This window comes from Paenibacillus sp. NPDC056579 (genome assembly GCF_042793215.1).
GTDB lineage: Bacteria > Bacillota > Bacilli > Paenibacillales > NBRC-103111 > Paenibacillus_S.
Genome location: NZ_JBHTVD010000003.1, coordinates 691,319 through 718,081 on the forward strand (window position 1 = coordinate 691,319; position 26,763 = coordinate 718,081).

Below are 26,763 nucleotides of genomic sequence, written 5' to 3' on the forward strand. Positions count from 1 at the left end.
GTGCTCACCCTTTCAGCTCTGCCAAACGGGCGTTGACTTTATCCCGCTTGTCAGCGTAATCGGCCAGCTTCGCTTTTTCCTCGTCGATGACTTTGGCCGGAGCTTTCGCAATGAAGCCTTCGTTGCCAAGCTTCTTCTCGATCCGTTCCACCTCTCCGTGAAGGGTTTGAAGCTCCTTCTCCAAGCGTGCCACCTCTTGGGAAATATCGATCAATCCCGCCAGCGGCAAATACAGGTCCGCTCCGGTTACGATACCGGTCATCGCTTTGTCCGGAGTAGCCACGCTCAGGCTGATTTCAAGCAGCGCCGTGTTACAGAAACGTTGAACGTACTCTTCGTTCCGTTTCAAAATCGCGTGCGCATCGTCTCCGGCCGGCTTGACCAGCAGCTCGATCTTTTTGCTCATCGGCACGTTCACTTCCGCTCGGATATTGCGAACGGTGCGGATAATATCCATCAGCATTCCCATTTCGCCAACAGCGTCCGCCGCTTCAAAACGGGCTTCATATTTCGGCCACTCGGCCAATGTAATCGTGTCGCCTTCATGCGGCAAGTGCTGCCAGATTTCTTCGGAAATAAACGGCATGAACGGGTGAATCAAACGCTGAGTGCGGTCCAGTACGTAGGCCAGGACGGACTTCGTCGTTTTCTTCGCTTCTTCGTCGGTTCCATACAAGGACAGCTTGCTGAACTCGATATACCAGTCGCACAGGTCATCCCAAATAAAGTCGTACAGGACACGTCCGGTTTCCCCGAACTCATAGGAATCGATAAGACGCGTTACTTCGCGAACCGTTTCGTTCAGGCGGTGCAGTATCCAGCGATCCGCCGTTCCGAGAGGTCCGCTAAGATCGATATCCTTCGCTTGGAAATCGCCCAAGTTCATAAGCACGAAGCGGGATGCGTTCCAGATCTTATTGGCAAAATTGCGTGCCTGTTCGACCTTCTCCCAGCGGAAACGCAGGTCTTGACCAGGTGTGGAGCCGGTGGACAGCATGAAGCGCATCGCATCCGCGCCATATTTCTCGATGACTTCCAGAGGGTCGACCCCGTTGCCTAGCGACTTGGACATTTTTTGTCCATCAGCTGCGCGAACCAGACCGTGGATGAGAACGTCCTTGAACGGCATTTGGCCGGTAAACTCCAGTCCGGTGAAGATCATTCTCGATACCCAGAATGGGATAATATCATATCCGGTTACAAGCAGGCTTGTAGGGTAGAACCGTTTCATATCCTCGGTTTCTTCCGGCCAGCCCAGCGTGGAAAACGGCCACAGTGCGGAGCTGAACCAGGTATCCAGCACATCGTTGTCCTGACGAAGGTTCGTGCTGCCGCAGGAGCATGTTGACAAGTCCGTCATGGATACGTGCATAGCATTGCAATCGTCGCAGTACCATGCCGGAATGCGGTGTCCCCACCAAAGCTGACGGGAAATACACCAGTCGCGAATGTTCTCGATCCAGTGCAGGTATGTTTTCTCGAAGCGGTCCGGAATAAAGTTGGCGCGACCCTCGGATTTCTGAGCAGCAATCGCCTGATCGGCCAACGGCTTCATTTTAACGAACCATTGTGTGGACAAATACGGCTCAACGACAGCACCGCTGCGCTCGCTATGGCCTACCTGATGCACGTGATCCTCGATTTTCACGAGAACGCCGAGCTCTTTCATGTCAGCCACAATTTGCTTGCGGCAGTCAAAACGGTCCATGCCGTTGTATTTGCCTGCATTTTCATTCATTTTGCCCGTTTCATCCATGACCAGTACTTGCGGCAGATCATGGCGTTTGCCTACCTCAAAGTCGTTCGGATCGTGCGCAGGAGTAATCTTTACGGCGCCGCTTCCGAAATCCTTCTCAACGTACTCGTCGGCAACGATAGGGATTTCACGGCCGATGATCGGCAATACGAGCATTGTGCCAATCAGGTGCTTATATCGTTCGTCCTCCGGATGTACCGCAACGGCTGTATCGCCCAGCATCGTTTCCGGTCTGGTTGTCGCCACTACGATAGATTCGCTGCTGTCTTTGACCGGATAGCGCAAATGATACAAGTGCCCCTGAACTTCTTTATATTCCACCTCGATATCCGAAAGCGCCGTGCGGGCTGCCGGATCCCAGTTAATAATATAGTTTCCGCGGTAGATCAAGCCTTTTTCATAGAGCGTCACGAACACGTGGCGAACCGCTTTGGACAATCCTTCGTCGAGTGTAAACCGTTCGCGGGAATAGTCGAGCGAGAAACCCATTTTTGCCCATTGCTGGTGAATCGATTCCGCGTAATGCTCCTTCCACTCCCATACTTTTTCGAGAAATTTCTCGCGGCCCAGATCATAGCGCGTTACGCCTTCCTCGCGCAGCTTCTGCTCGACTCTGGTTTGCGTAGCGATCCCGGCATGGTCGGAGCCAGGCAACCACAGCGCGTCGTACCCTTGCATCCGTTTGGTGCGGATTACGATATCCTGCAGCGTGCAATCCAGAGCATGACCGATATGAAGCATTCCCGTAACGTTCGGCGGCGGGATAACGATTGTATAAGTTTCAGCGTCCTGGCGCTGACCTGCTTTGAAAAATTCGCCTTTCAGCCAATAATCGTACCATTTGCGCTCCGCTTCTTTCGGATCGTAAGTGGTTGGCATCGAAGTCGTCGCTTGCGTTTGCGTTGTTTTTGTTTCTTCCATGGCTATGGACCTCCCAATTGATTAAGAATGGAAACGTCGCCGTTACTCTCCAATAAGTTCGACAAGAATGAGGAGATTGCTTCGGGGCGTCTCCGGCTACATGCAGGAACAGAACATGCTTGCTCCAAATAAAAAAATCCTTCCGTCGCAAAGGACGAAAGGATTATCTTCCGTGGTACCACCTTTATTCCGCAAAAGTGCGTTGTTATCCCTGCTCCCCTCCGGTCCAAACCGGAAGGTGTGCGTTATAATGCAACGGCGCTATGCGGCACTCAACAGATAACGGCTGCAGCCGGCAATGTCTACGTGTATCCGCGTCATCGATACCTTGAACATTGCAACTCCGGGGCGACTTCGGTCAGTTACATCCTGCGGAATCTTTCAGCGAAACAATTCCGCTCTCTGAAGGGTTGGCTGCCTACTATTCCCTTTCCAAGTTGTTAACATGTGTAATCATTCCTATGATAAACAACATTGCACGCAGAGTCAATACGATTGATGCCTAATAACAAGCTGATGTCCTCATTATAACCAAAAAACACCCCGATCAAACCCGGAAAACGGGCAGCTCGAGGTGTAGACGGCGTTTATTTTGCCGCTGAATAAACGCAGCAGCTTTATTTCGGTATATAGACGATCTGCCCTTCCGACAGGTCGCTTTCACCGAGACGGTTGAACAGCGCGATCTCACGCGGGTTCAAATCATAACGCTTCGCAATGGATTCGAGAGTCTCTTCCTTCTGTACGATGCACAGGCGCAGACGCTTGAATTCCTTCTGCTCATGCTTAGGTCCGCTCAGAAGCCTCTTCCACTCCAGCTTCTCGGACTTGTCGCTCTCCGGCGCCGGCTCAGCATCCTCCGGACGCGTCTCTACTTTGGAAGAGACTGCGCTTTGGAGCAAGGTGGTCAGTCCGATAGGCTTCGGAGACGTATCTTCGTTCTTTTTGCCAAACGCGATTTTCATCTCTTTCTTATCTTCGGCAGTCACGGTTTCAGACGCTTCAGCCTGGAAAGCCGATGTCTCGGCGGTACCGCTCGTCTCTGCTGCTTCTTCGGATTCATTCTCTGCTTCATCCGAAGCTGACTCCGAGGCGTTCACAGCAGCAAGCGAGCCGCTTTCCGCCGCTGTCCATGATTCGTGACGCTCCTCCGAAACATTCGGTTCAGCCGCTTCTGAATCCGGGAGAGGATTGGCTGCGGCATAGGCCAAGGCTGGAGATGCCCATGGGTCTTTCGGTTGAAAGTTTGGCTCCGCCGCCGCAAACGTCACTTCTTCCGGAAGCTGCTGCTCTCTGTTTTCATGGACGAAAACAACCTCATCCTCCGCCTGCTGCCAGCTATCTCCGGCAAAAGAGGAAATGGCTTCCAGTCCGTTTAGTGATAAAACGCCGGTAATATTCAAACTTCTTGTGGAGAGCAGCTCCACATCGAAATTTTCAATCTCGACTGCAATATCCTCCATCCGGTGAACGCGATTCATGGGAAGCGTTATTTCCACTGGAATGAGATGCTCCAACGTTCGGTTCGCTGCGTCCTGTTCGTCCACATACGTCCCGGATAAGAGCAAATTACCTCGTAACAATGCTTGTTCTCCGTAAGGGAGCACCTGGATGTGAGGTACGAGCTCCACGCCCTCCAATTCCTTGATCCCTGCCACGCCCTCCGACAAATGCACCCGCTCATAGATATCAAATCGTAATCCGCTTTGCTGTTCAGCCAATGTATTGCCCTCCCTTTCGTAAAACTAGTCTCGCAAACCGCATCGTGCAGATGGTCAGTTTCACTTGTCTATAGAATTATATGGTTTGCGTGGGAGGAGCATGACTATATTTTTTTCACAGCTTCATATAGGCTGGTCATATCGGCTGGCCAAGGACAGCCAATGTCCAGCTTCTCGCCTGTAAGCGGGTGATCCCAGAGCAGCCGTTCCCCGTGTAATGCCTGCCGGCCGATAAGCTCCCGCTTTCCGCCGTACAGCGCATCGCCCCAAATCGGAGCACCGAGATGGCTCAGGTGGACCCGGATCTGGTGCGTCCGCCCCGTTTCCAGCCGAAGTGCGACGAGAGCTGCATCCCGCCATTGCTCCAAGACCTCATAATGCGTAACCGCCCTCTCCCCGGTCGGCGACACCCGCCTTCTTGATGCATGATGCCGATCCCGGCCGATAGGAGCGTCGATGGTACCGGCTTTCGACGGAAGACGCCCTTGTACGATAGCCGCATAGCGCCGATCGATCCTCTTCTCTCTCATCGCTTCGTCCAGTACAAGCTGCGGCCATTCATACTTCGCGTACAGCACGGGGCCGGTCGTATCCTCATCCAGACGATGAATGTGCCGGACCTTGCACTGCTGCCCGCTGGCTTCGTAATATGCAGCCACCGCATCCGACAGCGTGGGCTCTTTACTAGGGCCTCCCCCTTCGCCGTGCACCTTCATCCCTGCCGGCTTGTGGACAACGAGACAAAAATCATCCTCATACAGCACTTCTACAGGCATCCAATTCGACATATAGTGTAGCGGTTCATTAGGAAATAAGCGCAGCCGCACCCGGACGCTTTTCATGGAAAATCCGCCGGTTTTGATCAAAGCTCCGATATATTTGTCCGAAAGGCGAAGGTACCGCTTAATCTCGTACTCCGATTCGAGCGGTTGCGGAAGTCTCAATTCCAGCCATTCCCCTTTTCTCTGCCAAGGAATCATTGCGTATATGCCCCTTCTCCAACTTGCGTTTTTACATTGCTCTCAATTGTAGCAAAATGTCCGTGCAAGCTCAAAGTTTATAAGACTTTCAGCCCGTTCTGTTGCTATCCAATCGATAGAGAGTATGGTAGAATAATAGAGTTATGTCCAGGTTCTAATTGCCCGACAAATCGAGATGGCATGGGAACGTGCACTGTTGCAAACGTGAATGCTTTTTATTTTTATAACAGGAGTGAACCAAGTGAGCACTGCCGTACAATGGTTCGAGTCGACCGCACAGCAGCTCCGCAATTGGAGCTTGCTTAAGAAGTTATTAATGATGATCGCACTTCTTACTTTTCTAACATCGAGCTTTTTGTTTCTGACCGGCCCCGGAACGGAAATTCGCATTTGGATGGCCCAAACGGTTATCATTACGCAGCATCGGGATTGGGCATGGATGTTCGTCGGTCCGGAAAAAAGGGACGATCTGGTAAGGCAGCTCCATGCAAACGTGGAAGAGAATGCTCTCGAGAAACAAAATATGAATCTTATCAAGCCTGTCGCCACCCGCAAGAACAGATCGATCGATGAGCTGATCAAAGTCGAGGACATCTCCAGCAAGCTGTGGAAAGGCAAACGGATGTATGTATTCGATCCGAAGTCGATTCGCATTATGACTCCCGAAAAGTCCGGCGAAGGAGAGCGCATCAGCTCCATGGTCAAAAGAACCGGCGCTGTTGCCGGTGTCAATGCGGGAGGATTCACCGATCCGGAGGGGCTCGGCAACGGCTTTGCCGCCATCGGCGCCATTATTTCCGGCGGGGACATCATCTTCACGGACCAAGACGGCAGCGTTAAGCAGCATATCGTCGGCTTTACCAAAGACGGAACTCTCGTAATCGGTAAATATGATATGTTTGAATTGGAAGAAATGGGGATTTCCGAGGCTGCATCCTTCTATCCGCGCGTTATCGCCAACGGAAAGCCGCTTCCTATCAACGACAATAGCCGCGCTCCACGGACGGCGGTTGGCCAAAAGGCCGACGGTACGGTCATTTTTATCGTCGTAGACGGAAGACAGGTGCACAGCGTAGGCGCAACGTTAAAAGAAATTCAGGATATGTTCCTGGAAGATGATGTAGTCAATGCCGGCTTCCTGGATGGCGGCGCCTCCTCGGAGCTGGTTGTGAACGGCGAAGTCGTCACCAAGCCGTCCAGCCGATACGGCGAACGCCGATTGCCGTCCGCTTTTCTCGTGTATGACGATCCCGATAGCGCGGTCGCCAACCGGGTATGGGACGGCGTAGACAAGATTGATGCCGGCGGCTCTTACGACCACCCTGATTTCCTGAGAGAGCAGGCTGAGCTAAAGGCGAAGCAGAAAAACAATCCGACGCCTACGTCGACACCTACACCAACGCCGCCACCGAAAAAGACGGATACCGGAACGAACGGTTCCAAGGGAACAACCGGCAGCAATGATTCCGATACGAAAGAGTCATCGGATAAGGGATCGACACCGAAGCCGACACCGACACCATCACCTACGCCGGGGCACAACAATGGTTCGGGCAACAGTACGCCGGATCCGAATAAGCCTTCGACGGGCGGTAACACAACCGGCAATGAAGGTGCAGCAACGCCGACGCCGAAACCGACACCTTCGCCTACACCGACATCAACGCCGATAACGACTCCTTCTGCGACCCCGACCCCTAAGCCGGGTAACGAACCGCAGAACGGGAACAACGGTACCTCCCAGCCGCCGAAAGCCAACAACGGAGGCTCAGCCGGAGCGCCTGGTGCATCAGGAAACACTCCTGATGCACTAGGAACTCCGACTCCAAAGCCGACGCCGACCCCTGCAGCAGGAAGCGGTACCGGCGGCCAGCAGCAATAGATTCTCTTGAATACCGTCGTCTAACAAACCAAGTCGACCAGGTGTTACATAGGTAAGCGTCGCCCCTCTCACCGAGGGGCGTTTTCTTTTGCCAGAGCAGCCTTTAAACAAAGAGAGGCAGATGCCCGCATGCAGCGAACATCCGCCTCTCTATTTTATAGCCTACAGCCTTTTCAACGCTTCGTAGTGCGCAGCAATGGTAGCTTCAATATCCTCGTCGGTATGTGCCGTTGATACGAACATACCCTCGAATTGGGATGGGGCGATGCTTACGCCCAAATCGAGCAAGGAGCCGAAGTAACGGTTGAAGCGTCCCAGATCGGACGTCTTGGCCGTTTCATAATTGATAACTTGTTGATCCGTAAAGAACGGACAAATCATCGAACCGACCCGGTTGATCGTGCTGGCGATGCCTAATTCACGGGCATTCGCCGTGAAGCCTTCTTCCAGACGAGCCGCTTTCCGTTCCAGCTCTTCATATACGCCCGGCTGTCCCAAAAGCTGAAGCGTCGTGTATCCCGCAGCCATAGCCAGCGGGTTGCCCGACAAGGTGCCGGCTTGGTAAATCGGGCCGCTCGGAGCCATGTGCTCCATGATAACCCGCTTACCGCCGTAGGCGCCTACCGGCAATCCTCCGCCAATGATTTTGCCTAAACAGGTAAGGTCCGGATCAATGCCGTACAGCCCCTGCGCGCTGTGCAATCCGACCCGGAAGCCGGTCATAACCTCGTCAAATATGAGCAAGCTGCCGTAACGGGTCGTTACATCACGCAAGCCCTGCAAGAAACCGGGAAGCGGCGGCACGACACCCATGTTGCCGCCTATAGGCTCCACGATGATTGCGGCGATTTCTTCGCCGAATTTTTCAAATGCCAGCTTAACCGATTCAAGATCGTTGTAAGGCACAGTGATCGTGTTAACCGCTACGCTCTCGGGTACTCCCGGACTGTCGGGAAGCCCCAACGTCGCAACGCCGGAACCGGCCTTGATCAGCAGCGAATCCGCGTGCCCATGATAGCAGCCTTCGAACTTCAATATTTTTTGTCTCTTCGTATAGCCCCTTGCCAGCCGCAGAGCACTCATGGTCGCTTCCGTACCGGAATTCACCATACGTACCATTTCAATGGATGGAACACGCTCGATGACGAGCTTCGCCATCTTCGTTTCCAGCAACGTCGGAGCCCCATAGCTGGATCCGCTCTCCGCCGTCTTCTTAATGGCCTCCACGACGTCAGGATGGGAATGTCCGACGATCAAGGGACCCCAGGAGCCGATATAATCAATGAACTCATTCCCGTCGATATCGTAGACCCGGGAGCCTGATCCCCGTTCCATAAACAGCGGTGTCAGTCCCACGGATTTAAAAGCGCGTACCGGACTGTTCACCCCTCCAGGTATGACTTCTTTCGCCTCGGCAAAAGCTTCGGCAGACCGTTCGTCCGCACGTTTGCGCAAGCTCATTTCGCAACCATCCTTTACCATAATATGGCTTGTAAAACCTCTACTCAGCAAGATATAATATTCGGGACCACGGACCTATCATCCTTCAAAGCGAGGAAACTTTATGATCGAACTCTTACATACGGTACCGCTATTCTCTAGATTGAACATGAATCAGCTAGAGTCGATATCCGGCATTTGCACCAAAAAGTCGTTTAAAACAGGAACCGTTCTATTTCACGAAAAAGAGCTCGGCTCGGTATTCTATATTGTACATAGCGGGTCCGTCAAAATTTATACCGCAGGCTCAACCGGAGAAGAAAAGATCCTTTCCTTAATGAAGCCCAGAGACAGCTTCGGAGAATTGTCCCTTATCGACGGCAAGCCTCGTTCCGCAACCGCCAGGACGCTGGAAGACAACGTGCTGATATCGATATCGGGGCAGGACTTCATTACGCTGTTAAAGACTCATTTTGACATTTCGCTAGGTATCATGCAGGAGCTGAGCACCCGGCTGAGAGAATCGAACCAGCATGTTCACGATCTTACCTTTTTGGATGCAAGAAGCAGAGTCATTCGAAGCCTGATAACGCTGGCCAATAAAAACGGCATCCGCACCGGCAGCACCATCACGATCAAAATGACCTTGAACTATGATGAAGTGTCTCAAATGGCCGGTGTTCAGAAGCCGATACTTATCCAAGTGATTCGCGAGCTCCAGGAAAAACAAATCATTACGATGCCGGGTCATGAAATGAAGCTGGATTTAGCCAAATTAAGAGCCTAATCCCTCCATTACCGGCTTCATGAAATGAAAGTCAAGCTGCCCTGCCGGTCCTTCTCATCGAACGGATTGGCAAGGCAGCTTCCTCTATTACTGCTTATTCCCGCAAAGCTCATAGACTACATCGCTTAACGTTTCCATATACAGCGGATCGGTATTAAGAGACGGTGTCCGCTCCAAATGCATTCCCAGCTCCGCCGCTACCTTCTTCGCCTCGATATCCAGATCGTAGAGCACTTCCAAATGATCGGAAACGAACCCGATCGGACAAACCAGCACATGCTTTACCTGTTCCTCCGTGCTTAACGACTGAAGCACATCCAAAATGTCAGGTCCGAGCCACGGCATCGCCGTCTGACCTGCGCTCTGCCATCCGAACTGCCAGTTGACGATCCCGGTTTTTTCCGCAACCGCCTTGGAGGTAGCCATGAGCTGATCCGGATAAGGATCTCTCATTTCCAATATTTTTTCCGGCAGGCTGTGGGCCGTGAACAGTACGCGAACATCGTCCTTCGGTGTATCGCCGAACCGCTTCAACGTTTCCGTAACCCGGCTGGATAATGCTTCGATCAGCTGAGGATGGAGATGATAGCTCTTCACAAAGCGGATATCGATGCCTCCGAGCTCCTCGGCTTTGTCCTGTGCGCGCTTGATATATCCGCCAACGCTCATAATCGAATAGTGAGGCGCCAGCACGACGCCGACAGCCTGTTGAATGCCGTCCTTGACCATTTGCTCCACTCCGTCCTCGATGAACGGAGAAGCGTGCTTCAATCCCTGATAGCATACGAACGTATAGTCCGGATGGCTCTCATTCAGCTTGTCTTCCAATGCCTGGACTTGCTTGTTCGTATTTTCTCTCAGCGGGAAGAAGCCGCCCACAATAGCGTCATAACGGTCCGTCAGCTCCTTCAGCTGTTCGGGGCTTGGCGGATTTCCGCGGCGGATATGCGTATAATAGGCCTCAACCTGATCCAGACTTTCCGGTGTTCCATAGGACATGACGAGGACGCCGATTCGCTGTTTTGTCATTTTAGACACCACTTCCTAGTCTTTGTTGGGCTATGGCTTCTTTCGAGTATGCATGGATGAACTCGGTCAATTCACGCAGCTTATCGATGGACGCTTCCGGGAACACGCCGTGTCCCAGATTGAATATATAGCCCGGCTGTTGAATTCCTTGATCGATGATGGCTTTAGCCTGCTCCTGAATAAGCGACATCGGCCCGGTCAGCACGGTAGGATCCAAATTCCCTTGAATCGCAAAGCGCGACCCGACTCTTTTGCGCCCTTCCGTTATAGGCACGCGCCAGTCCAAACCGATAACATCCGCTTCGATACCGGACAAATGAGGCAGCAGCTCTCCTGAGCTAACGCCAGGGAAGTAAATTTTCGGCTGATCCAGATGGTTCAGCTCGGCAAAAATTCTTGTAATCGTAGGCAGCACATACGTTTGAAAATCTCTTGGGGACAACGCTCCCACCCAGCTGTCGAACAGCTGAACCGCCTTCGCGCCCGCTGCGATCTGCGCCTTCAAATACGTGATGATCATATCGCCAAGCTTATCCATCAGCTGGAACCATACATCAGGGTTTCCGTACATTAGAGCTTTCGTATGTAAATAATCTTTCGATTTGGACGGTCTTCCTTCAACCAGATAGCTGGCAATGGTAAAAGGCGCTCCGGCAAAGGTGATCAGCGGAACTTTCAGCTCGGCGACCAAAATTTCAATCGTTTTAATAATATGGGATAAATCCTGCTCGACCTGAATCGGGCGAAGTCTGGCTACATCAGCAGCCGTTCGGATCGGATTGTGGATAACCGGACCTACGTCCTTGACGATATCAAAATCGACCCCGATGGAAGCAACCGGATTCATAATGTCGGAATACAAAATCGCTGCATCCACGCCCAGCTTCTTCACCGGCATCATCGTAACTTCCGCTGCGAGCTCAGGCTGCTTGCAAATTTCGAGCAAGCTGTATTTCTCTTTGATTTTGCGATAATCCGGATCGGAACGACCCGCCTGGCGCATATACCAGACCGGCAGCGTATCCACATCTTGTTTTTTACACGCTCTAAGGAATGCATCGTTATAGCTCATTGAATTAACCTCATTTCCGTAAGTCCTATGATCTACTAACATTATGCCCTATTTGGCATTGTCTAACAACTGATTGCCCGTCGCAGAATCCGACAAAAGTATGACAAGAGCGGTCTCCACCCGAAAAAAAGGAGCTCTTCATCCAACCGCAGTCAGCAAGAAAAGCTCCATTATTTGGATCGAAGTCAGGAAACCTGCTCTCTTATTTAAGCCATCCGGCGATATCTTTAGCAAAATACGTGATGATCAGATCGGCGCCTGCACGCTTGAAGCCTATCATCGTTTCCATAACGATAGACTTTTCGTCCACCCAGCCCTGCAAGGAGGCAGCCTTGATCATCGAGTATTCCCCGCTCACGTTATACGCAACCAGTGGAAGATCGAACTGATCTCTCAACGTACGGATGATATCCATGTAAGCCATAGCCGGCTTCACCATCAGGAAGTCCGCGCCTTCAACGACGTCGGATTCCGCTTCACGCAGCGCCTCGCGGGCATTGCCCGGATCCATTTGATACGTTTTGCGGTCTCCGAATTTCGGAGTCGAATGAGCCGCTTCACGGAAAGGACCGTAGTAGGACGAAGCAAATTTCACGGAGTACGACATGATAGGCACTTGATCGTACCCTGCCTCGTCAAGTCCTTGACGGATAGCATAAACGAAGCCGTCCATCATGTTGGAAGGTGCGATAATGTCGGCTCCCGCTTCCGCTTGGGACACCGCCGTTTTGACCAGCAGCTCCAGGGAAGGATCGTTCAAAATTTCCGCACGCTGTTTTTTCTCGTCGAAATGAACGACGCCGCAATGCCCATGATCGGTAAATTGGCACAGGCACGTATCGGCGATGACAAGCAGCTCAGGGAACCACTGTTTGATGAGGCGAGTCGCCTGCTGAACGATGCCATTCGCATCGTGGGCGGATGTCGCATGAGCGTCTTTATGTTCAGGCACTCCAAACAGCATAATAGCCTGGATGCCGAGCTCCGTCACTTCTTTTAATTCTTGCTCAAGCAAATCCAGCGAAAAATGATACACGCCCGGCATGGAGCCGATCTCTTCTTTGACTTGAGAGCCATGCGTTACAAAAATAGGATAGATCAGATCATGAACCGACAGGCTTGTCTCTCTTACCAAGTTGCGTAAAGCGTTGGAGCTGCGCAATCTGCGATTGCGAACGATTGGAAAACTCATCTTAGTTTCCTCCTCATCCTGTATATAGTCTCGGTATGGAATGTTATTTTTGCGTATACAAGCTGTGAACGAGCGACTCGACCGTCGCTTCCTTCGCTACATAATCTATGGTTAGGCCGGCTTCCTCTGCCGTTTGAGCGGTCATCGGACCGATACAGGCGATCTGGCATGGCTGAAGCAGCTCTAGCGGATTCTCTACGCCAAGCTCCTTCAAAGCGACTAGCAAGTTCGACACCGTCGATGAGCTGGTGAACGTGACTACCGATATCGCTTGCTGCTGAAGCAGCTCAATGACCTCCGCACCGCCGGTTGTATCCGGCACCGTTTCGTACACGTCCACTTCGGTAACGTTCAGTCCCATTTCTTTAAGCCGCTGAGGAATATACGCCTTGGCAATATCGGCGGTCGGGAGCAGCACGTTCTGACCGGCTTTCATTTCGCCTTCGATGGAAGCGAGCAAGTCGTCCCCCTGAAACTTAGGCGGCAGCAAGTCAACCATGAGCCCCCGCTGCTCCAAGGCGTCCGCCGTCTTCGGCCCGACCGCTGCGATGCGTGCACCGCCAAGCTTGCGGATATCGATGCGATGTTTCCGGATGCGTTCAAAGAAGTAGTCGACTCCGTTGACGCTGGTGAAAATAACCCATGCAAACTCGTCCAGCCGTCCGAGCGCATGGTCCAAAGCCTGCTGCGCTTCCGGCTTCGTTGGAGACTGAGTGCGGATGACCGGAAACTCAACCGCCTCTCCGCCCAGCTCTTCAATTTGCTGTACCAGACTGCTGGACTGACTGCGGGCTCTTGTTACAAGAATGCGCCGCCCGAATAGCGGCTTCTTCTCGAACCAAGCCAGCTTGTCGCGAAGCTTGACCACATCCCCGACGATAATGACAGCCGGAGATTGAAAATTGGCGGTCTTAACCTTGTCGACGATATCGTCCAACGTGCCCGTTAACGTAGCCTGCTCCATCCAGGTTCCCCAACGGATCAGGGCAACCGGGGTACCCGGAGATTTGCCTCCATCTATCAAGTGACGGCAAATAGACTCCAGATTAGCGACCCCCATCAGAAAGATCAGCGTGCCTGATGCTTGGGACAAATTGTCCCAGTTGACGCTGCTGTATGTTTTGTTCGGGTACTCGTGTCCCGTTACTATGGAAAAGGATGAAGTAAAGTCTCGATGGGTGACGGGAATACCGGCATAGGCCGGAACCGCAATCGCGGAGGTAATCCCCGGAACGATCTCGAACGGGATATCATGATCGGCCAGCAGCTCGGCTTCTTCGCCTACTCGTCCGAATACGCTCGGATCGCCGCCTTTCAAGCGGGTAACCACTTTACCCTGCAGCGCCAAATCGACCAGCAGCTGATTGATTTCCCCTTGCTTCATCATATGCTTGTCAGGAAGCTTTCCTACGAAAATCTTCTCCGCTTCCGGTTTCATATGTTTAAGCAAACGCGGACTCGCCAGACGGTCGTACACGACGACGTCTGCACGCTGGATGGCCTCCAGTCCCCGTACCGTAATGAGCTTGGGATCCCCTGGCCCAGCTCCTACGAGATATACAACGCCTTTACTCAACTCGATTCAACCCCTCACCATGGCCAATATGTCTACAGCACCCTTGCCGATCAAAGCATCGGCAACCATCGTGCCAAGCTGATCGGGATCCGTGCCGGTCATCGTTTCCTTTAGCATGGTCTTGCCGTCAGGTGAGCCTACCATACCGGTCAGCGTAACGACCGGATTGCCGGCTTCGTCCCCAAGGACGGCATAGGCTCCAATAGGCACCTGGCAGCCGCCGTTCAGCCTGCCAAGAAAGCTGCGCTCAGCAGCAACCGCCAATGCGGTCGGCTCATGGTTGTAGCGCTTTAGCAGGCCGAGTACGAACTCATCGTCGCCACGGCACTCGATGCACAGAGCTCCCTGGCCGACGGCGGGAAGACATACATCCGCTGATAAATACGCGGTGATGCGGTCCTGCCAGCCAATCCGGTGTAAACCGGCGGCTGCCAGCATGATCGCGTCGAAGCCTTCGGTTTCCAGCTTGCGCAGACGCGAATCGATATTGCCTCGAACCGACTCGATGTTCAAGTCGGGGCGGTGGTTTTGCAGCTGGCAAGCTCTGCGCAGGCTGCTTGTGCCGACCTTGGCACCTTGCGGAAGCTCGTCAAGCGAAAGCCCCCCGTTGGAGATTAAGCAATCCCGGGGATCCTCCCGTCTCGGAACCGCTCCGACAACGAGCCCTTCAGGAAGCTCTGCCGGCATATCCTTCATACTGTGAACCGCCATGTCGATTTCACCGTCGAACAGCGCCTGCTCGATCTCTTTGACGAACAGGCCTTTGCCCCCGACCTTCGACAAGGTGACATCCAAGATCCGGTCCCCTTTGGTTACGATCTTTTTCAATTCAAATTCGCACTCGATCCCCAGCTGCTTGCACAGCTCGCGCAATTGCTCCACGACTTGTCCTGTTTGCGTTAGCGCCAGCGCGCTCTGTCTCGTGCCTACGACGATTTTTCGCATGCAGTCCGCCTCCTCTGTTAGTCAATGCAATACAGTTCCTATATAACCTTTATGGCTTATGTATGATGTTGGATCCAAGTACGGATCCGTTCCATGGTCTCGGGTGTCGGCTCCAGCTCGATCCGGCGGATCAGCTCATCCTTCTCGGCCGCCTGGAGCTCTCCTGAACGTATCCAGGGCAGCAGCTCCCAGTCCAGCATTCGCCGGAACATCTCTTGGCGCAACTTGGTGTCGGAGACCATGCGCTGAACTATCAAGCGCAGCTCCTGCAACAATTCGAGGTACTCCCCGTACTCTTCGCCGAACGACCGCTCCAGCTCCTGCTTTACTTTTCTCGCAACGGCAGGACTCGCACCCGCTGTAGATACGGCAAGCAGCAGCCTGCCTCTTCTTACCGCTGCCGGGACGATGAATCCGCTGCGTTCCGCATCATCGGCCACATTCACCAGCTTGCCCAACGCTTCCGCTTCCAAACGCACAGCCTCATTAATATCCGGCCGGTCGGTCGCTGCAAAAACAAGCACCGCCTGCTGCACCTGCGGCATTTGCGTTCGATACGTTTCATACACCGCTTCCAGCACGCCGGACTCGGCCCACTGGACCAGCTTGTGCGTACATACCGGACTGATCACGGTTACCGATGCTCCCGCTTCGATCAGCGACTCCGCCTTCCGTTCCGCCACGGCACCTCCGCCAATGATGACGCAGGGCTTGTCCTGCAAATCCAGCATTAACGGATAGTAATTCTTTGATTTCATCGCGAACCTCACCGCCTCTTCGTCCTCTGCGATTAAGACCATTGATGGAACGAGGAGTAAAAATTAGCAAATACGAAATTGAGAGCCATGATAAAAAATGCAGCCAAATTCCAAAGCGCCAGCTTGTAGCCCGGTGTTTTCAGCAGCACCCTCTGAAACAAATAAAACACGTAAGCCAGCAGCACGAACCAGGAATTGATCACCTTCGGATCGAAAAACAGCGACAGGTCATGCTCCAAGGAGATCCATACGACCCCGAGCGACATGCCGAACATCAAAAGCGGCGTTCCTATGACAACGGAAACAAAGGAATAATGATCCGTCTTGTCCAGGCTCGGCAATCGCTGCATCAGCTTAGACCATTTCTTCTCCTTCAGCTGCCGGTGCAAAAACAAATACATGCCGGAGAATACGGCAGCAACGACGAATGCAGCGTAGCTTGCGATAGAAAAGCTGATGTGAATGAACAGTACCTCATCGTTGATTTCCCAGGAATCCAATGTCGGAGAAACCTTCGGGTTGCTGAAAAAGTTAAGCGCCAATACGGTGAACCCCAATATATTGACCAGAAATACAAACAGCTCGATACGAAAAAAACGGTTCACTACGAGCGAGACCGTTACGAGAAGCCAGGATAGCATAAACAGCGTTTCGAACATCGAAAACGCTGCAGAACGGTCATGAAACACGATACTAAGAACCAAATAGACCGTTTGCAATAACCATACAAAAGAAAGCAACCCTGTCCCCATCCGTTTCGCACTTCGGTTCGGACCGACAAAGTCCGAGAAGTAAAACAGCAGGCTCAGGGCATATATATAAATAATGGCATCGTATAACCAGCTTTTCGCGACCATGGCACCTCTCCCGAACTACGTTTTAGCCAAGGCATCGACAGCCTGCATCGATACTTTCGTTAACAGGTCTTCCCTCCAGCGCTCATGAGCATCGGTAGCTTCTTGCTGACGGACAGCCGCTTGCTCCGCTCGCTCTTGTTCAGCCAATTGCTCTTCCAAGGCAAAAATTTTGGTGAAATAGTCCAACGCTTCTTCCCCGTCGCGCTCGGCTGCCATTTCTTTAATCCGGATTACCGGATCCCGCAGCATTTGATTGACAATGCTTTTGGTTAATTTACGGATTACCTTCAGCTCGCGTTCATCAAGATCCGGCAGCTTCTTCATCAAGCTGTCCATCGTCTCGTCATGAATCGCACTGGCTTTGGTTTGCAGCGCTTGAATTAGAGGACTTACGCCCAACGTACGGGTCCATTGTTCGAATGCATCCATCTCTTCATCAATCATCCTCTCAATGACGACCGCAGCTTTACGGCGCTCCTCCAAGTGATTGTTAACAATCGAATGCAGATTGTCTATATCGTACAGAAACACATTCGGCAATTCGCCGATAGCCGAATCGAGATCCCGCGGCACGGCGATATCGATCATGAACAACGGACGGGAACGCCGTTTTTGCAGCACCGCGGCAACCTGCTCACGGGTCAGCACGATATCCGCCGATCCGGTAGAGCTGATCACAATATCGACTTCTTCGAGATACTTCAGCAGATTGTCCATCGAGCTCGCGACGCCTTGGAACTTCCCTGCCAGCTCTTGCGCGCGGCTTAACGTCCGGTTCACCACGATGACCTTATCCGCTCCGTTGGCGTACAAATGCTTGACGGTAAGCTCGCTCATCTTCCCTGCGCCGATAATCATAACTTTCTTATGATCATAGCTGCCAAATATCCGTTTGCCTAGTTCTACCGCAGCATAGCTGACCGATACCGGATTATCGCCGATGCCCGTCTCGGTATGAGCCCGCTTCGCCAGAGTGACCGCTTGTTTAAAGAGCGTATTGAACATAATCCCAGTTACTTTCGATTGCTGGGCCAGTAAAAAGGAATCGCGAATTTGACCCAAAATTTGCGTTTCGCCGATAACCATAGAATCAAGTCCGCATGTAACCCGGAATAGATGATCGATTGCTTTCTCATTTTCATAAATGTACAAGTGCTTGTTGAATTGTTCGCGCGGAACGCCGAACCACTTCTCTATGAATCCGCGCAAATAATGACCGCACAAATGCTCCCGATCCACTACGACATAAAGCTCCGTCCGGTTACAGGTGCCCACAATGACACATTCCATTACACTTTTCGTTTCTTTGAGCTCTTTCAACGCCAGTTCAAGGTCGCTTTCGGCGAATGTGAATTTCTCACGAATCGCCACCGGTGCTGTCCGATAATTCAAGCCCGCCACTACGATATGCATTGGGTGTCCACCTGCCTTCCTCAATAATCTAGAAATCATTATAGCATACAATGACGAGCTTCTCCGACAAATTTTTTGTATAATATGTGAAAGAGATGTTTATCAATCAACACTATTTCCCTTATTTTCAGCATTTTTCAGCTTGTTTATACGGCTGCCATTCCAGTTTATTGAAGCAGCTTCTTGCGGAGCAGCTCTACCATCTCTTTATCCGCCTTGACCAGCCGGTTATTTTGCGAAGATACCATACTCCCGCCGGATGACATCAGCTTGCCGTAGGCGTCATAAATCTCTTCAAACAACCTTCGGCTCTCGGTCAACGTCTGCACTTCCTCGCCCTTCAAGGCGCGCTGTCCGCCTATCTGCAGCCGCAGCAAATACTGCATCAGCTGAGATAAGCCTTCGAGCGGCCTCAATTTCTTCGCGCCATAAGCCTGAACCAAATGCTCGTGAGTGAAGCTCGCGGTGTAAACGGCTTGCCTTAGCGGATTCAGCGAATTCGTATCCTTGGCTTTATCTACATCGTGCAGTGAGCTGCTTAACAGCTCCATCTGAAACAACGATACCTGATACAGGAGCTTGCCGGCGTCCTCCGTCTCCGAGTGCCCCCGCACCATTCCGATAATTTGATATAGCGGCCAAATGATTAAAAAAGCAACGATCACGTATATTATTATATTCGGCTTCCGCTTCATAAGCTTTCCTCCCATGCCCATGCTGGTGCAAGCAGCTCCGTCCTGACGGATGCATGCAAGCTTGTCATGAACATTGTATGGGGAAGCATATAAACAAATAACCACGGATTATATCCGCGGTTATCATTCTCATTACGAGTTTATTTTGTTAGTTGAGCTTGCTTGATTACCGGCGTTTCGACTGTCAATTCGCCCATACCCCGAACCAGCTTCTTGGCATGAGCAGTTTCCGGCTTGAGCACGGAAATCATGTAGTCGATAGCCAATTGAGGATCTACCGTTTCGCCGCAAGTATAACAGTCCAGAGCAGCAAAACCCTTCTCAGGATAAGTATGAATGGAGAGATGACTTTCCGACAATAATACTAGCACTGTTGCACCTTGTGGTTCAAACTGCTTGGATTGAACCGACATCACCGTCGCTCCACATGCCTCCGCAGCCTCTACCATTTGAGCTTGTAACCATTCTGCATTGTTGAGAAGATCAAAATCGACTCCCCAAGTATCAACAGCAACGTGTCTTCCGAAAGTTGAGTATTCCATCTTTCGGTCCCCCTTCCTAGGAATAAAATGTTTGAAAATTTCATCCGCTAGGACCTACGTCATTCACTTCTCGAGGGAATAATCTCTCGCAACATTCAATGTCCTGAGTGAATCCTGGTTCCTATTTTGTTTTCAACGAAAATAAAAATAACATCTATTCGGTAGAAATGCAATACTTTTTTTTACCATTCACCTATATTTCTTTTTTGCGAGAGCTCACACAATGACTAACATATGTACGACACTTGTCCCAGGTGAATGCACAGCGCTTATATGGGCCGAAATAACAAAAAACTTTTCCGGACAATACGGCCCGAAAAAGTTTCTTCATCGTGTATAATTATGCTTCGAGTACGAATAAACGATGCGTCATTTTGTATAATCGGCTATCGATTTGTTCGCGTACGGCAGTATCTTGCATGTCATTTCGCAAGTCTAGCAGGCTGTTAATCTGCGCTTTGATGAACTGGATTTCATGCTCCACATCATCCCGGCGGTACAGCTGCTCCAGCATTCCGATCGTATCCTTGTACTCGTAGATCACCCGATCGGTCTGATCCTTGCGCTCAACGATTTTTACCACGGAACCCCGTTCATATTCGTATATCATGATATACCCTTCATAAATACGATGAACGATTGCGCTCCCCTTGAAAGTGGATACCGCTTTGCGCATCAGGTTAACCAAATTCTTGTCCGTGATGCGGCAGGTGCCCCGGCAAACATAGGTGTTGAACTTTCTTTCGAACGAAAGAACGATTTCTTCTCCCGATTCGTTGTCTTGAAACACGACTTCCTGATTTCCATTCTCAAGTACTTTAACCTGCAGAGAGGCTTGATGATCGACAAACATCTGAATAAACATGGCCATCTCGGCTTCCGTTAACTGTAGGCAGGTTTTGACGTATTGGGTCGCTAACCTCATTGCCATAAAAATCCCTCAATTCTTTGTTTTCGAACCATGAAGCCAAACCGTTATTCTTTTTTTGTTACTATATACATTATACTACATAAATATTTAATATTCCTCCCGCCATTTCATTGAATTTCGTTGAAATTCTGAAAAAACTGCTTTTTTTACGGAATGATTCAACGTATCATCTAAATCCCTCTGTTTCCCGCAGCAAGTTATGCAGTTCCCTCCTGCATCCGACGTTAAACAAAATCTTCATCTTTCAAGGACAGCGGCCTAAATCGGACTCTCTCGATAGTATTCCTCTTTCTCGCTGCTCATCACTACGTAAGCCGATTTTATGAAAAAGAAAAAACGCCTTGCGGCGTTAGGATGGATGTACAAAATACATATGTGCGTGGAGAGGGAATCGTGTGTGGGATTCCGGCCGCTGTTGAAAAGCCGGCTATCCGGCCGTCTCTTCCTCAGCTTCTTGCCCTGCAGACGCTTCTGGCGTTTCATCTGCCTCGTCATGCTTATGCTTGATCGTCTCCATGATAACCTGCCACAGCTCGTCTTTGCCTACTCCAAGCTCGGAGGAGAACAGCACCAGCCGTTCGCTTTTCTCCATTTGCAGCGTTTCCCTGACGATTTTGACATGCTTCTGCCATTGTCCTTTAGAAATCTTATCCGCTTTCGTCGTAACGACGCAATACGGAACCTCATTATGCTTCAGCCAGTCGTACATGGCTTGGTCATCCTTCGAAGGAGGGTGACGCAGGTCGATTATGAGCAGTACGAGGTTCAAATATTCCCGGTGCAGCAAATATTCCTCGATAAACTTGCCCCATATCTCGCGCTTGGACTTGGATACCTGAGCATATCCGTATCCCGGTAAATCTACAAAAAATAAGTCCTGATTGATTTTATAATAATTCAATTGCTGCGTTTTTCCCGGCTTCGAGCTTGTCCTCGCCAAATTTTTGCGCTGGATCATCCGATTGATCAGTGACGATTTGCCGACATTCGAACGCCCTGCCAGAGCAATCTCCGGCAAGGCGTCGGCAGGGTACTGATTCGGACCAACCGCGCTGATAATAAACTCAGCCTGATTGACCTTCATTGTTTTCACTCTTCCTTGTTGTCGGGCTCGCTTCAGCCCTATTTTTCCGTAGCCTTATTAAACCTGTACGGGCTTCACTAATGCATGCTCGAGTACCTCATCCATATGAGCTACAGGAATGAAAGTAAGCTCCTTGCGTACGCTCTCCGGGATTTCCTCGATATCCTTGACGTTATCCTTCGGGATGATGACCTTCCGTATGCCCGCACGGTGAGCGGCAAGACTCTTCTCCTTCAAGCCGCCGATCGGCAGAACACGGCCTCGCAGCGTAATCTCACCGGTCATCGCCACTTCTCTGGACACCGGAATGTTGGTCAGCGCGGAGATCAATGCGGTTCCCATCGTAATCCCCGCGGAAGGACCGTCCTTCGGGATAGCTCCCTCCGGAATGTGAATATGGATATCCACTTTTTCATGGAAATCCTTTGCGATGTTCAACGCTTCTACGCGGGAACGGGTGTAGCTGAATGCCGCTTGAGCGGACTCTTTCATGACGTCCCCGAGCTGCCCTGTAAGCGTCAGCTTCCCGTTGCCCGGCATAACCGTAACCTCAATGACGAGAGTGTCGCCGCCGACTTCGGTCCAAGCAAGACCGGTCACGGCACCGATCTGATCGAATTCTTCCGCTACGCCGAAACGGAACTTCGGAGGTCCGAGGAATTCCTTGACCGTGTCGGAAGTAACGTGAACGGAGCTCTTTTGCCCGGAAACAACCTGCTTCGCCGCCTTGCGGCAGACCGCGGAAATTTGCTGCTCGAGATTACGAACGCCCGCTTCGCGAGTGTACTCACGGACGATGCGCATGAGCGCCTGTTCATCCATATTCAGCTGCTCTTCCTGCAGCCCGTGCTCCTTCAGCTGCTTCGGAAGCAAGTAGTTGCGTCCGATGTTCAGCTTCTCCAGCTCCGTATAGCCAGGAATGTGCAGCACTTCCATCCGGTCCAGCAGCGGCCGCGGAATATTGTGCACCACGTTGGCGGTCGTTACGAACATGACGTTGGATAGATCGAACGGTACCTCGATATAGTGATCGCTGAAGGTGTTGTTCTGCTCCGGATCGAGCACTTCCAGCAATGCCGCGGACGGATCTCCGCGGAAGTCCATCGCCATCTTGTCGATCTCGTCGAGCAGAAACACCGGATTGGACGAGCCTGCATTTTTCATGCCTTGTATAATGCGTCCCGGCATCGCGCCTACATACGTGCGGCGATGACCGCGAATCTCCGCTTCGTCACGAACGCCGCCGAGTGAGATACGGATGAATTGGCGGCCCAACGACCTCGCGATAGAACGAGCAATCGACGTCTTACCGACGCCGGGAGGCCCCACGAGGCAAAGAATCGGTCCTTTCATTTTCTTAACAAGCTGCTGAACGGCCAAATACTCGAGGACGCGCTCCTTCGGCTTCTCCAGGCCGTAATGGTCCTCATTCAATATTTCCTCAGCCTTGTTAATGTCCAGATCGTCTTCGGTGAAAATGCTCCACGGCAAGCCGAGAAGCCAGTCGATATAATTGCGGATGACGCCGCCTTCCGCAGAAGTGGCGGGCATTTTCTCCAGCCGGTCGATTTCCTTCTCGATCTTTTCCTTCACTTTCTCGGGAACTTCCGTTTCGGCTAGCTGCGAACGCAGCTCCTCCACTTCGCCTGCGCGGCCTTCCTTGTCACCCAGCTCCTTCTGAATCGCCTTCATTTGCTCACGAAGGTAATATTCCTTCTGGGTTTTCTCCATTTGCTTTTTGACTCGCTGGCTGATCTTGCGCTCAAGCTCCAATACTTCACGTTCGTTGTTAAGAATGCCCAGGAGCTTTTCCAGCCGTTCTTTGACTTCAATCGTTTCGAGAATATCCTGTTTGTCTTTGATTTTGAGGGATAAATGACTGCAGATGACATCGGCAAGCCGGCCCGGTTCATCAATATCGGATACCGCCGCCAAGGTTTCCGGTGTGACCTTTTTGGACAAATTGATATAATGCTCGAATTGATTCAGCACGGTCCGCATCAGCGCATCGACTTCCGGATCCGTCACTTCCTGTTCAGGCAGCTCCTTGACCTGTACTTCGTAATATTCTTCGTTGGATAAAAATTCGGTGATTTCGGCTCGGACGACCCCTTCGACCAATACCCTAATCGTTCCATTAGGCAGCTTCAGCATTTGCCTTACTTTGGCAATCGTTCCTATGCGATATATATCTTCCGTGGTAGGCTCTTCAATGTTAACTTCCGATTGCGAGCAAAGAAGAATCATGCTGTCATCCACCATGGACTTATCCAGTGCTCTGACTGATTTCTCTCTGCCGACATCCAAGTGCAGCACCATGCTCGGATAAACGAGCAATCCCCGCAGCGGAAGCAGAGGCAAGCGCCGCACCTTTGTTTTGTTCGGTCCCATCCTGGAGCACCTCCTAGAGAACTTCGCTTCAGCATAGTAGACTTGGGGCAAGCATACAAGGCATGTAAATTTCCTCACCCGGTCCCTATTACCAATTGCTGTAGTTAACATTTTAGCAAAATTAAAATCAAAACACCAATCGGCATGTCAGCTTAACTTGCACCGGGTAAAAAAAGAGACGCCAATGAGCTAGAATTACTCCAGCCCATCAGCGTGCAGGACGGTAACCGAGGCGGACGGCAGCACATCCGGCTGTACTCCGGTGATCTCGGCCTGCCTGGAAATTTCAATCCCAAGCGCATGATGCAGCACCTCTTCCACCGACTCGACCGGGATAACCTCCAGCCCGTTCAGCCCGGCGAAAATCTCCTGCCAGTTTTCCTTAGGAATGATCACCTTGGTAGCTCCCGCCTGGAAAGCGGCCTCCACCTTGGCGACTACGCCCCCTACCGGTTTGACTTTGCCGTGAATCCCGACTTCGCCCGTCATGGCGATATGATTGTCTACAGGGATTTGATTGATAGCGGAAGCTATTGCCGTCGCCATCGATACTCCCGCGGAAGGGCCGTCAATTGGCGTTCCCCCCGGGAAATTAATATGCAAATCATAGTTGTAAGGATTGATCCCGAATCTGCGCAATACCGTCAGAACGTTCTCTACAGAGCCGCGGGCCATGCTCTTCCTGCGGATGGTGCGGGAGCCTCCCCCCATCTCCTCTTCGTCGACAACGCCGGTAATCGTAAATTTGCCGCTTCCTGCCTGTACTACCGGGATAGCCGTCACTTCAATTTCCAACAGCGTTCCGAGGTTAGGACCATATACGGCAAGGCCGTTGACGAAGCCGATCTCCGGCTGCGAACCGATTTTCCGTTCCGGTCTCGGAGGAATCTGAGAGCTGTTTACGACCCACTCCACATCGGCTGCGGACACCTCTTTACGACCGTCCGTCAACGCCATCCCCGCTGCCAGCTGAACGATGTTGACCGCTTCGCGACCGTTGGTCGCATGCCTTTTGACTACGTCCATCGCTGCTTGATTTTCCGGAAAGCCGATTTTTTTCAAAGCGTTGCTCGCAATCGTTCCGATCTCGTTAGGCAGCAGAGGGCGAAAATAAATTTCCATACACCTCGAGCGAATAGCTGGCGGAAGCTCCTGCGGATTGCGTGTTGTCGCTCCAACCAGTCGAAAGTCGGCCGGCAGTCCGTTCTGAAAAATATCATGAATATAGCTCGGAATGTTCATATCCTCCGAGTTGTAATACGCGCTCTCCAAAAAAACTTTACGATCCTCAAGCACCTTTAATAATTTATTCATTTGATGCGGATGTAATTCGCCGATCTCGTCAATAAACAAAATTCCGCCATGAGCCTTGGTTACGGCTCCCGCTTTGGGCTGAGGAATTCCTGCAACCCCCATCGCGCCGGCTCCTTGATAAATAGGATCGTGAACCGATCCGATCAACGGGTCGGCAATGCCGCGTTCGTCGAACCGAGCGGTAGTAGCATCGACTTCCGTAAACTTGGCGTCTTGGCGGAAAGGCGAATCCGCGTTTTTCTTCGCTTCCTCCAGCACGACCCGGGCCGCTGCCGTCTTGCCCACTCCTGGAGGACCATAAATGATGACATGCTGCGGATTGGCGCCGCACAAGGCCGCTTTTAACGCCCGCAGCCCTTCCTTCTGCCCTACAATGTCCGTCATGGCGGTAGGACGCGTTTTCTCGGCCAGCGGCTTATTTAACGAGATCGAACGAAGCTTTCTAAGCTTCTCAAGCTCTTTCTTCGACTCTTTATCTACGGCCGAACGGTTCGATTGCTGATTGCGGAGCAAATTCCAAAAGTACATACCGATAACGACGGCAAAAAACAGCTGAATAATCATCAAAATCACACTGATATTCATTTTACTTAATCCCTCCTAAATGTTGAGAGTGAGTAGCAAGCGCTCAACCATTGCATAATTGGTAGTATTGCCCTCTTCAGGATGGGTTAATCCGATTTGAGAAAGTTTTCTGGCACGTATTGAGAAAGTCGTCTCTGAGAACGCTAGGACAGTGAACCTGGAGCAAAGGAGCGTACATATGAAAAAAGTTGTTGTTTTTGTGCTCTTATTTCTAACCGTATCGCTGCTCATTCCACGCGAAACCATTGTCGCTGAGCAGACCGGTCCTTATCCGATCATTAAAAATCCAATCGTCACCGATGTTGATGTGCTTATAGATGTAGGCCATGGCGGGATTGACAGCGGAACGCTGTATGGAGAGCTGTACGAGAAAGATATTAACCTCGAGATGGCAAAGCTGACATACAACGTACTGAAGAAAAAAGGCTACAACGTGATGATGAACCGCGTAGAGGATTACGCGTTGAGCGGCGAAAACCGCTGGTTTCGCTCCAGCTCCCGCCATCTGAAAGACTTAGCGCAGCGCAGCCATCTGGCTAATGAAATCCACCCCAAAACCGTGATCAGCCTTCACGTAAACTGGGCCGCCAAAACGGGAAAACGAGGCCCTATCGTGCTTCATCAGAAGTCGGAGGAAAGCAAGCAGCTGGCAACCTGTCTGCAATCATCGCTGAATCAGCTGTACGGCACGAACAGGGAGGTAGTGTACGGAAAAACGTTCTACCTGCTGAAACATGTTCAAGTGCCTGCAGTAATTCTGGAAATGGGCTTTATATCGAATTCGCTGGACCGGGAGCAAATGACCCATCCGAAAAAACAACAGAAGCTGGCGGAATCCATTGCCGACGGAGTAATCGCTTTTCTGCAAACAACGCAGCAGCCGGCAAAATGA

General features: G+C 51.5%; 21 protein-coding genes and 1 other annotated feature. Of the genes, 3 read left to right on the forward strand and 18 right to left on the reverse strand.

The window, feature by feature from the left end; all coding sequences use genetic code 11:
- Window positions 1-4: 4 nt before the first annotated feature.
- The 3 genes from ACFQ88_RS15755 to ACFQ88_RS15765 all read right to left on the reverse strand — a co-directional run bounded on the left by ACFQ88_RS15755 (window position 5) and on the right by ACFQ88_RS15765 (window position 5,378).
- Complete coding sequence (locus tag ACFQ88_RS15755) at window positions 5-2,677, reverse strand: valine--tRNA ligase (protein ID WP_379454718.1); 2,673 nt, start codon at window positions 2,675-2,677, stop codon at window positions 5-7.
- Window positions 2,678-2,824: 147 nt separating this feature from the next.
- Window positions 2,825-3,121: a binding site (T-box leader), on the reverse strand.
- A 173-nt stretch (window positions 3,122-3,294) separates the two neighbouring features.
- Window positions 3,295-4,398 carry a LysM peptidoglycan-binding domain-containing protein gene (locus ACFQ88_RS15760; RefSeq protein ID WP_379454719.1) on the reverse strand — a complete coding sequence of 368 codons (1,104 nt, stop codon included), beginning with the start codon at window positions 4,396-4,398 and terminating at the stop codon, window positions 3,295-3,297.
- Between the two features lie 104 nt (window positions 4,399-4,502).
- Window positions 4,503-5,378, reverse strand: coding sequence for an RluA family pseudouridine synthase (locus ACFQ88_RS15765; RefSeq protein WP_379454720.1), 876 nt, complete (start codon window positions 5,376-5,378; stop codon window positions 4,503-4,505).
- A gap of 241 nt (window positions 5,379-5,619) precedes the next feature.
- Between ACFQ88_RS15765 and ACFQ88_RS15770 the strand changes: the two genes are divergently transcribed.
- Window positions 5,620-7,260 (forward strand): phosphodiester glycosidase family protein, encoded by a 1,641-nt coding sequence (locus ACFQ88_RS15770; RefSeq protein WP_379454721.1) that lies wholly within the window; start codon window positions 5,620-5,622, stop codon window positions 7,258-7,260.
- 162 nt (window positions 7,261-7,422) lie between these two features.
- On the opposite strand, the gene hemL is transcribed toward ACFQ88_RS15770, so the two are convergent.
- On the reverse strand, window positions 7,423-8,721 hold the full coding sequence (gene hemL, locus ACFQ88_RS15775) for a glutamate-1-semialdehyde 2,1-aminomutase (protein ID WP_379454722.1): 1,299 nt from the start codon (window positions 8,719-8,721) through the stop codon (window positions 7,423-7,425).
- 103 nt (window positions 8,722-8,824) lie between these two features.
- Here hemL and ACFQ88_RS15780 point away from each other — a divergent pair, with 103 nt between their 5' ends.
- On the forward strand, window positions 8,825-9,487 hold the full coding sequence (locus tag ACFQ88_RS15780) for a Crp/Fnr family transcriptional regulator (protein ID WP_379454723.1): 663 nt from the start codon (window positions 8,825-8,827) through the stop codon (window positions 9,485-9,487).
- 87 nt (window positions 9,488-9,574) lie between these two features.
- Here ACFQ88_RS15780 and hemH read toward each other — a convergent pair whose 3' ends face one another.
- The 14 genes from hemH to lonB all read right to left on the reverse strand — a co-directional run bounded on the left by hemH (window position 9,575) and on the right by lonB (window position 25,871).
- The gene (gene hemH / locus ACFQ88_RS15785) at window positions 9,575-10,516 is read right to left on the reverse strand and encodes a ferrochelatase (protein ID WP_239627602.1); all 942 of its coding nucleotides are present in this window, start codon (window positions 10,514-10,516) and stop codon (window positions 9,575-9,577) included.
- A 1-nt stretch (window position 10,517) separates the two neighbouring features.
- A complete protein-coding gene (gene hemE, locus ACFQ88_RS15790) occupies window positions 10,518-11,588 on the reverse strand; it encodes a uroporphyrinogen decarboxylase (protein ID WP_379454724.1) in 1,071 nt (356 codons plus the stop codon).
- Window positions 11,589-11,790: 202 nt separating this feature from the next.
- Window positions 11,791-12,780, reverse strand: a complete 990-nt coding sequence (gene hemB / locus ACFQ88_RS15795; RefSeq protein WP_379454725.1) for a porphobilinogen synthase — start codon at window positions 12,778-12,780, stop codon at window positions 11,791-11,793.
- Between the two features lie 43 nt (window positions 12,781-12,823).
- Window positions 12,824-14,356: a uroporphyrinogen-III C-methyltransferase gene (cobA, locus tag ACFQ88_RS15800; RefSeq protein ID WP_379454726.1), complete on the reverse strand. Its 1,533-nt coding sequence runs from the start codon at window positions 14,354-14,356 to the stop codon at window positions 12,824-12,826.
- Window positions 14,357-14,362: 6 nt separating this feature from the next.
- Window positions 14,363-15,301, reverse strand: a complete 939-nt coding sequence (gene hemC, locus ACFQ88_RS15805; protein ID WP_379454727.1) for a hydroxymethylbilane synthase — start codon at window positions 15,299-15,301, stop codon at window positions 14,363-14,365.
- Window positions 15,302-15,357: 56 nt separating this feature from the next.
- The gene (locus ACFQ88_RS15810; RefSeq protein ID WP_379454728.1) at window positions 15,358-16,059 is read right to left on the reverse strand and encodes a precorrin-2 dehydrogenase/sirohydrochlorin ferrochelatase family protein; all 702 of its coding nucleotides are present in this window, start codon (window positions 16,057-16,059) and stop codon (window positions 15,358-15,360) included.
- Between the two features lie 32 nt (window positions 16,060-16,091).
- Window positions 16,092-16,916, reverse strand: coding sequence for a cytochrome C assembly family protein (locus tag ACFQ88_RS15815; protein WP_379454729.1), 825 nt, complete (start codon window positions 16,914-16,916; stop codon window positions 16,092-16,094).
- 15 nt (window positions 16,917-16,931) lie between these two features.
- The gene (hemA, locus tag ACFQ88_RS15820) at window positions 16,932-18,329 is read right to left on the reverse strand and encodes a glutamyl-tRNA reductase (protein ID WP_379454730.1); all 1,398 of its coding nucleotides are present in this window, start codon (window positions 18,327-18,329) and stop codon (window positions 16,932-16,934) included.
- 167 nt (window positions 18,330-18,496) lie between these two features.
- A complete protein-coding gene (locus ACFQ88_RS15825; protein ID WP_379454731.1) occupies window positions 18,497-19,024 on the reverse strand; it encodes an S-adenosylmethionine decarboxylase in 528 nt (175 codons plus the stop codon).
- A 140-nt stretch (window positions 19,025-19,164) separates the two neighbouring features.
- On the reverse strand, window positions 19,165-19,566 hold the full coding sequence (gene speD, locus ACFQ88_RS15830) for an adenosylmethionine decarboxylase (RefSeq protein ID WP_239627619.1): 402 nt from the start codon (window positions 19,564-19,566) through the stop codon (window positions 19,165-19,167).
- Between the two features lie 340 nt (window positions 19,567-19,906).
- Complete coding sequence (locus ACFQ88_RS15835; RefSeq protein ID WP_379454732.1) at window positions 19,907-20,497, reverse strand: non-ribosomal peptide synthetase module; 591 nt, start codon at window positions 20,495-20,497, stop codon at window positions 19,907-19,909.
- A gap of 427 nt (window positions 20,498-20,924) precedes the next feature.
- Entirely contained in the window at window positions 20,925-21,581 is a 657-nt protein-coding gene (gene yihA, locus ACFQ88_RS15840) for a ribosome biogenesis GTP-binding protein YihA/YsxC (RefSeq protein WP_379454733.1), read from the reverse strand.
- A gap of 57 nt (window positions 21,582-21,638) precedes the next feature.
- The gene (lon, locus tag ACFQ88_RS15845) at window positions 21,639-23,972 is read right to left on the reverse strand and encodes an endopeptidase La (protein ID WP_379454734.1); all 2,334 of its coding nucleotides are present in this window, start codon (window positions 23,970-23,972) and stop codon (window positions 21,639-21,641) included.
- A gap of 195 nt (window positions 23,973-24,167) precedes the next feature.
- Window positions 24,168-25,871 (reverse strand): ATP-dependent protease LonB, encoded by a 1,704-nt coding sequence (gene lonB, locus ACFQ88_RS15850; protein ID WP_379454735.1) that lies wholly within the window; start codon window positions 25,869-25,871, stop codon window positions 24,168-24,170.
- A 178-nt stretch (window positions 25,872-26,049) separates the two neighbouring features.
- On the opposite strand from lonB, the gene ACFQ88_RS15855 reads away from it, so the two are divergent.
- Window positions 26,050-26,763, forward strand: a complete 714-nt coding sequence (locus tag ACFQ88_RS15855) for an N-acetylmuramoyl-L-alanine amidase family protein (RefSeq protein WP_379454736.1) — start codon at window positions 26,050-26,052, stop codon at window positions 26,761-26,763.

Excerpts from the sequence above, each read along its gene's own strand:
- ACFQ88_RS15755 (WP_379454718.1), bottom strand. The coding sequence starts at position 2,677 with ATGGAAGAAACAAAAACAACGCAAACGCAAGCGACGACTTCGATGCCA.
- ACFQ88_RS15765 (WP_379454720.1), bottom strand. The coding sequence starts at position 5,378 with ATGATTCCTTGGCAGAGAAAAGGGGAATGGCTGGAATTGAGACTTCCG.
- hemL (WP_379454722.1), bottom strand. The coding sequence starts at position 8,721 with ATGAGCTTGCGCAAACGTGCGGACGAACGGTCTGCCGAAGCTTTTGCC.
- ACFQ88_RS15780 (WP_379454723.1), top strand. The coding sequence starts at position 8,825 with ATGATCGAACTCTTACATACGGTACCGCTATTCTCTAGATTGAACATG.
- hemH (WP_239627602.1), bottom strand. The coding sequence starts at position 10,516 with ATGACAAAACAGCGAATCGGCGTCCTCGTCATGTCCTATGGAACACCG.
- hemE (WP_379454724.1), bottom strand. The coding sequence starts at position 11,588 with ATGAGCTATAACGATGCATTCCTTAGAGCGTGTAAAAAACAAGATGTG.
- hemB (WP_379454725.1), bottom strand. The coding sequence starts at position 12,780 with ATGAGTTTTCCAATCGTTCGCAATCGCAGATTGCGCAGCTCCAACGCT.
- hemC (WP_379454727.1), bottom strand. The coding sequence starts at position 15,301 with ATGCGAAAAATCGTCGTAGGCACGAGACAGAGCGCGCTGGCGCTAACG.
- ACFQ88_RS15810 (WP_379454728.1), bottom strand. The coding sequence starts at position 16,059 with ATGAAATCAAAGAATTACTATCCGTTAATGCTGGATTTGCAGGACAAG.
- ACFQ88_RS15815 (WP_379454729.1), bottom strand. The coding sequence starts at position 16,916 with ATGGTCGCGAAAAGCTGGTTATACGATGCCATTATTTATATATATGCC.
- hemA (WP_379454730.1), bottom strand. The coding sequence starts at position 18,329 with ATGCATATCGTAGTGGCGGGCTTGAATTATCGGACAGCACCGGTGGCG.
- ACFQ88_RS15825 (WP_379454731.1), bottom strand. The coding sequence starts at position 19,024 with ATGAAGCGGAAGCCGAATATAATAATATACGTGATCGTTGCTTTTTTA.
- speD (WP_239627619.1), bottom strand. The coding sequence starts at position 19,566 with ATGGAATACTCAACTTTCGGAAGACACGTTGCTGTTGATACTTGGGGA.
- ACFQ88_RS15835 (WP_379454732.1), bottom strand. The coding sequence starts at position 20,497 with ATGGCAATGAGGTTAGCGACCCAATACGTCAAAACCTGCCTACAGTTA.
- yihA (WP_379454733.1), bottom strand. The coding sequence starts at position 21,581 with ATGAAGGTCAATCAGGCTGAGTTTATTATCAGCGCGGTTGGTCCGAAT.
- lon (WP_379454734.1), bottom strand. The coding sequence starts at position 23,972 with ATGGGACCGAACAAAACAAAGGTGCGGCGCTTGCCTCTGCTTCCGCTG.
- lonB (WP_379454735.1), bottom strand. The coding sequence starts at position 25,871 with ATGAATATCAGTGTGATTTTGATGATTATTCAGCTGTTTTTTGCCGTC.
- ACFQ88_RS15855 (WP_379454736.1), top strand. The coding sequence starts at position 26,050 with ATGAAAAAAGTTGTTGTTTTTGTGCTCTTATTTCTAACCGTATCGCTG.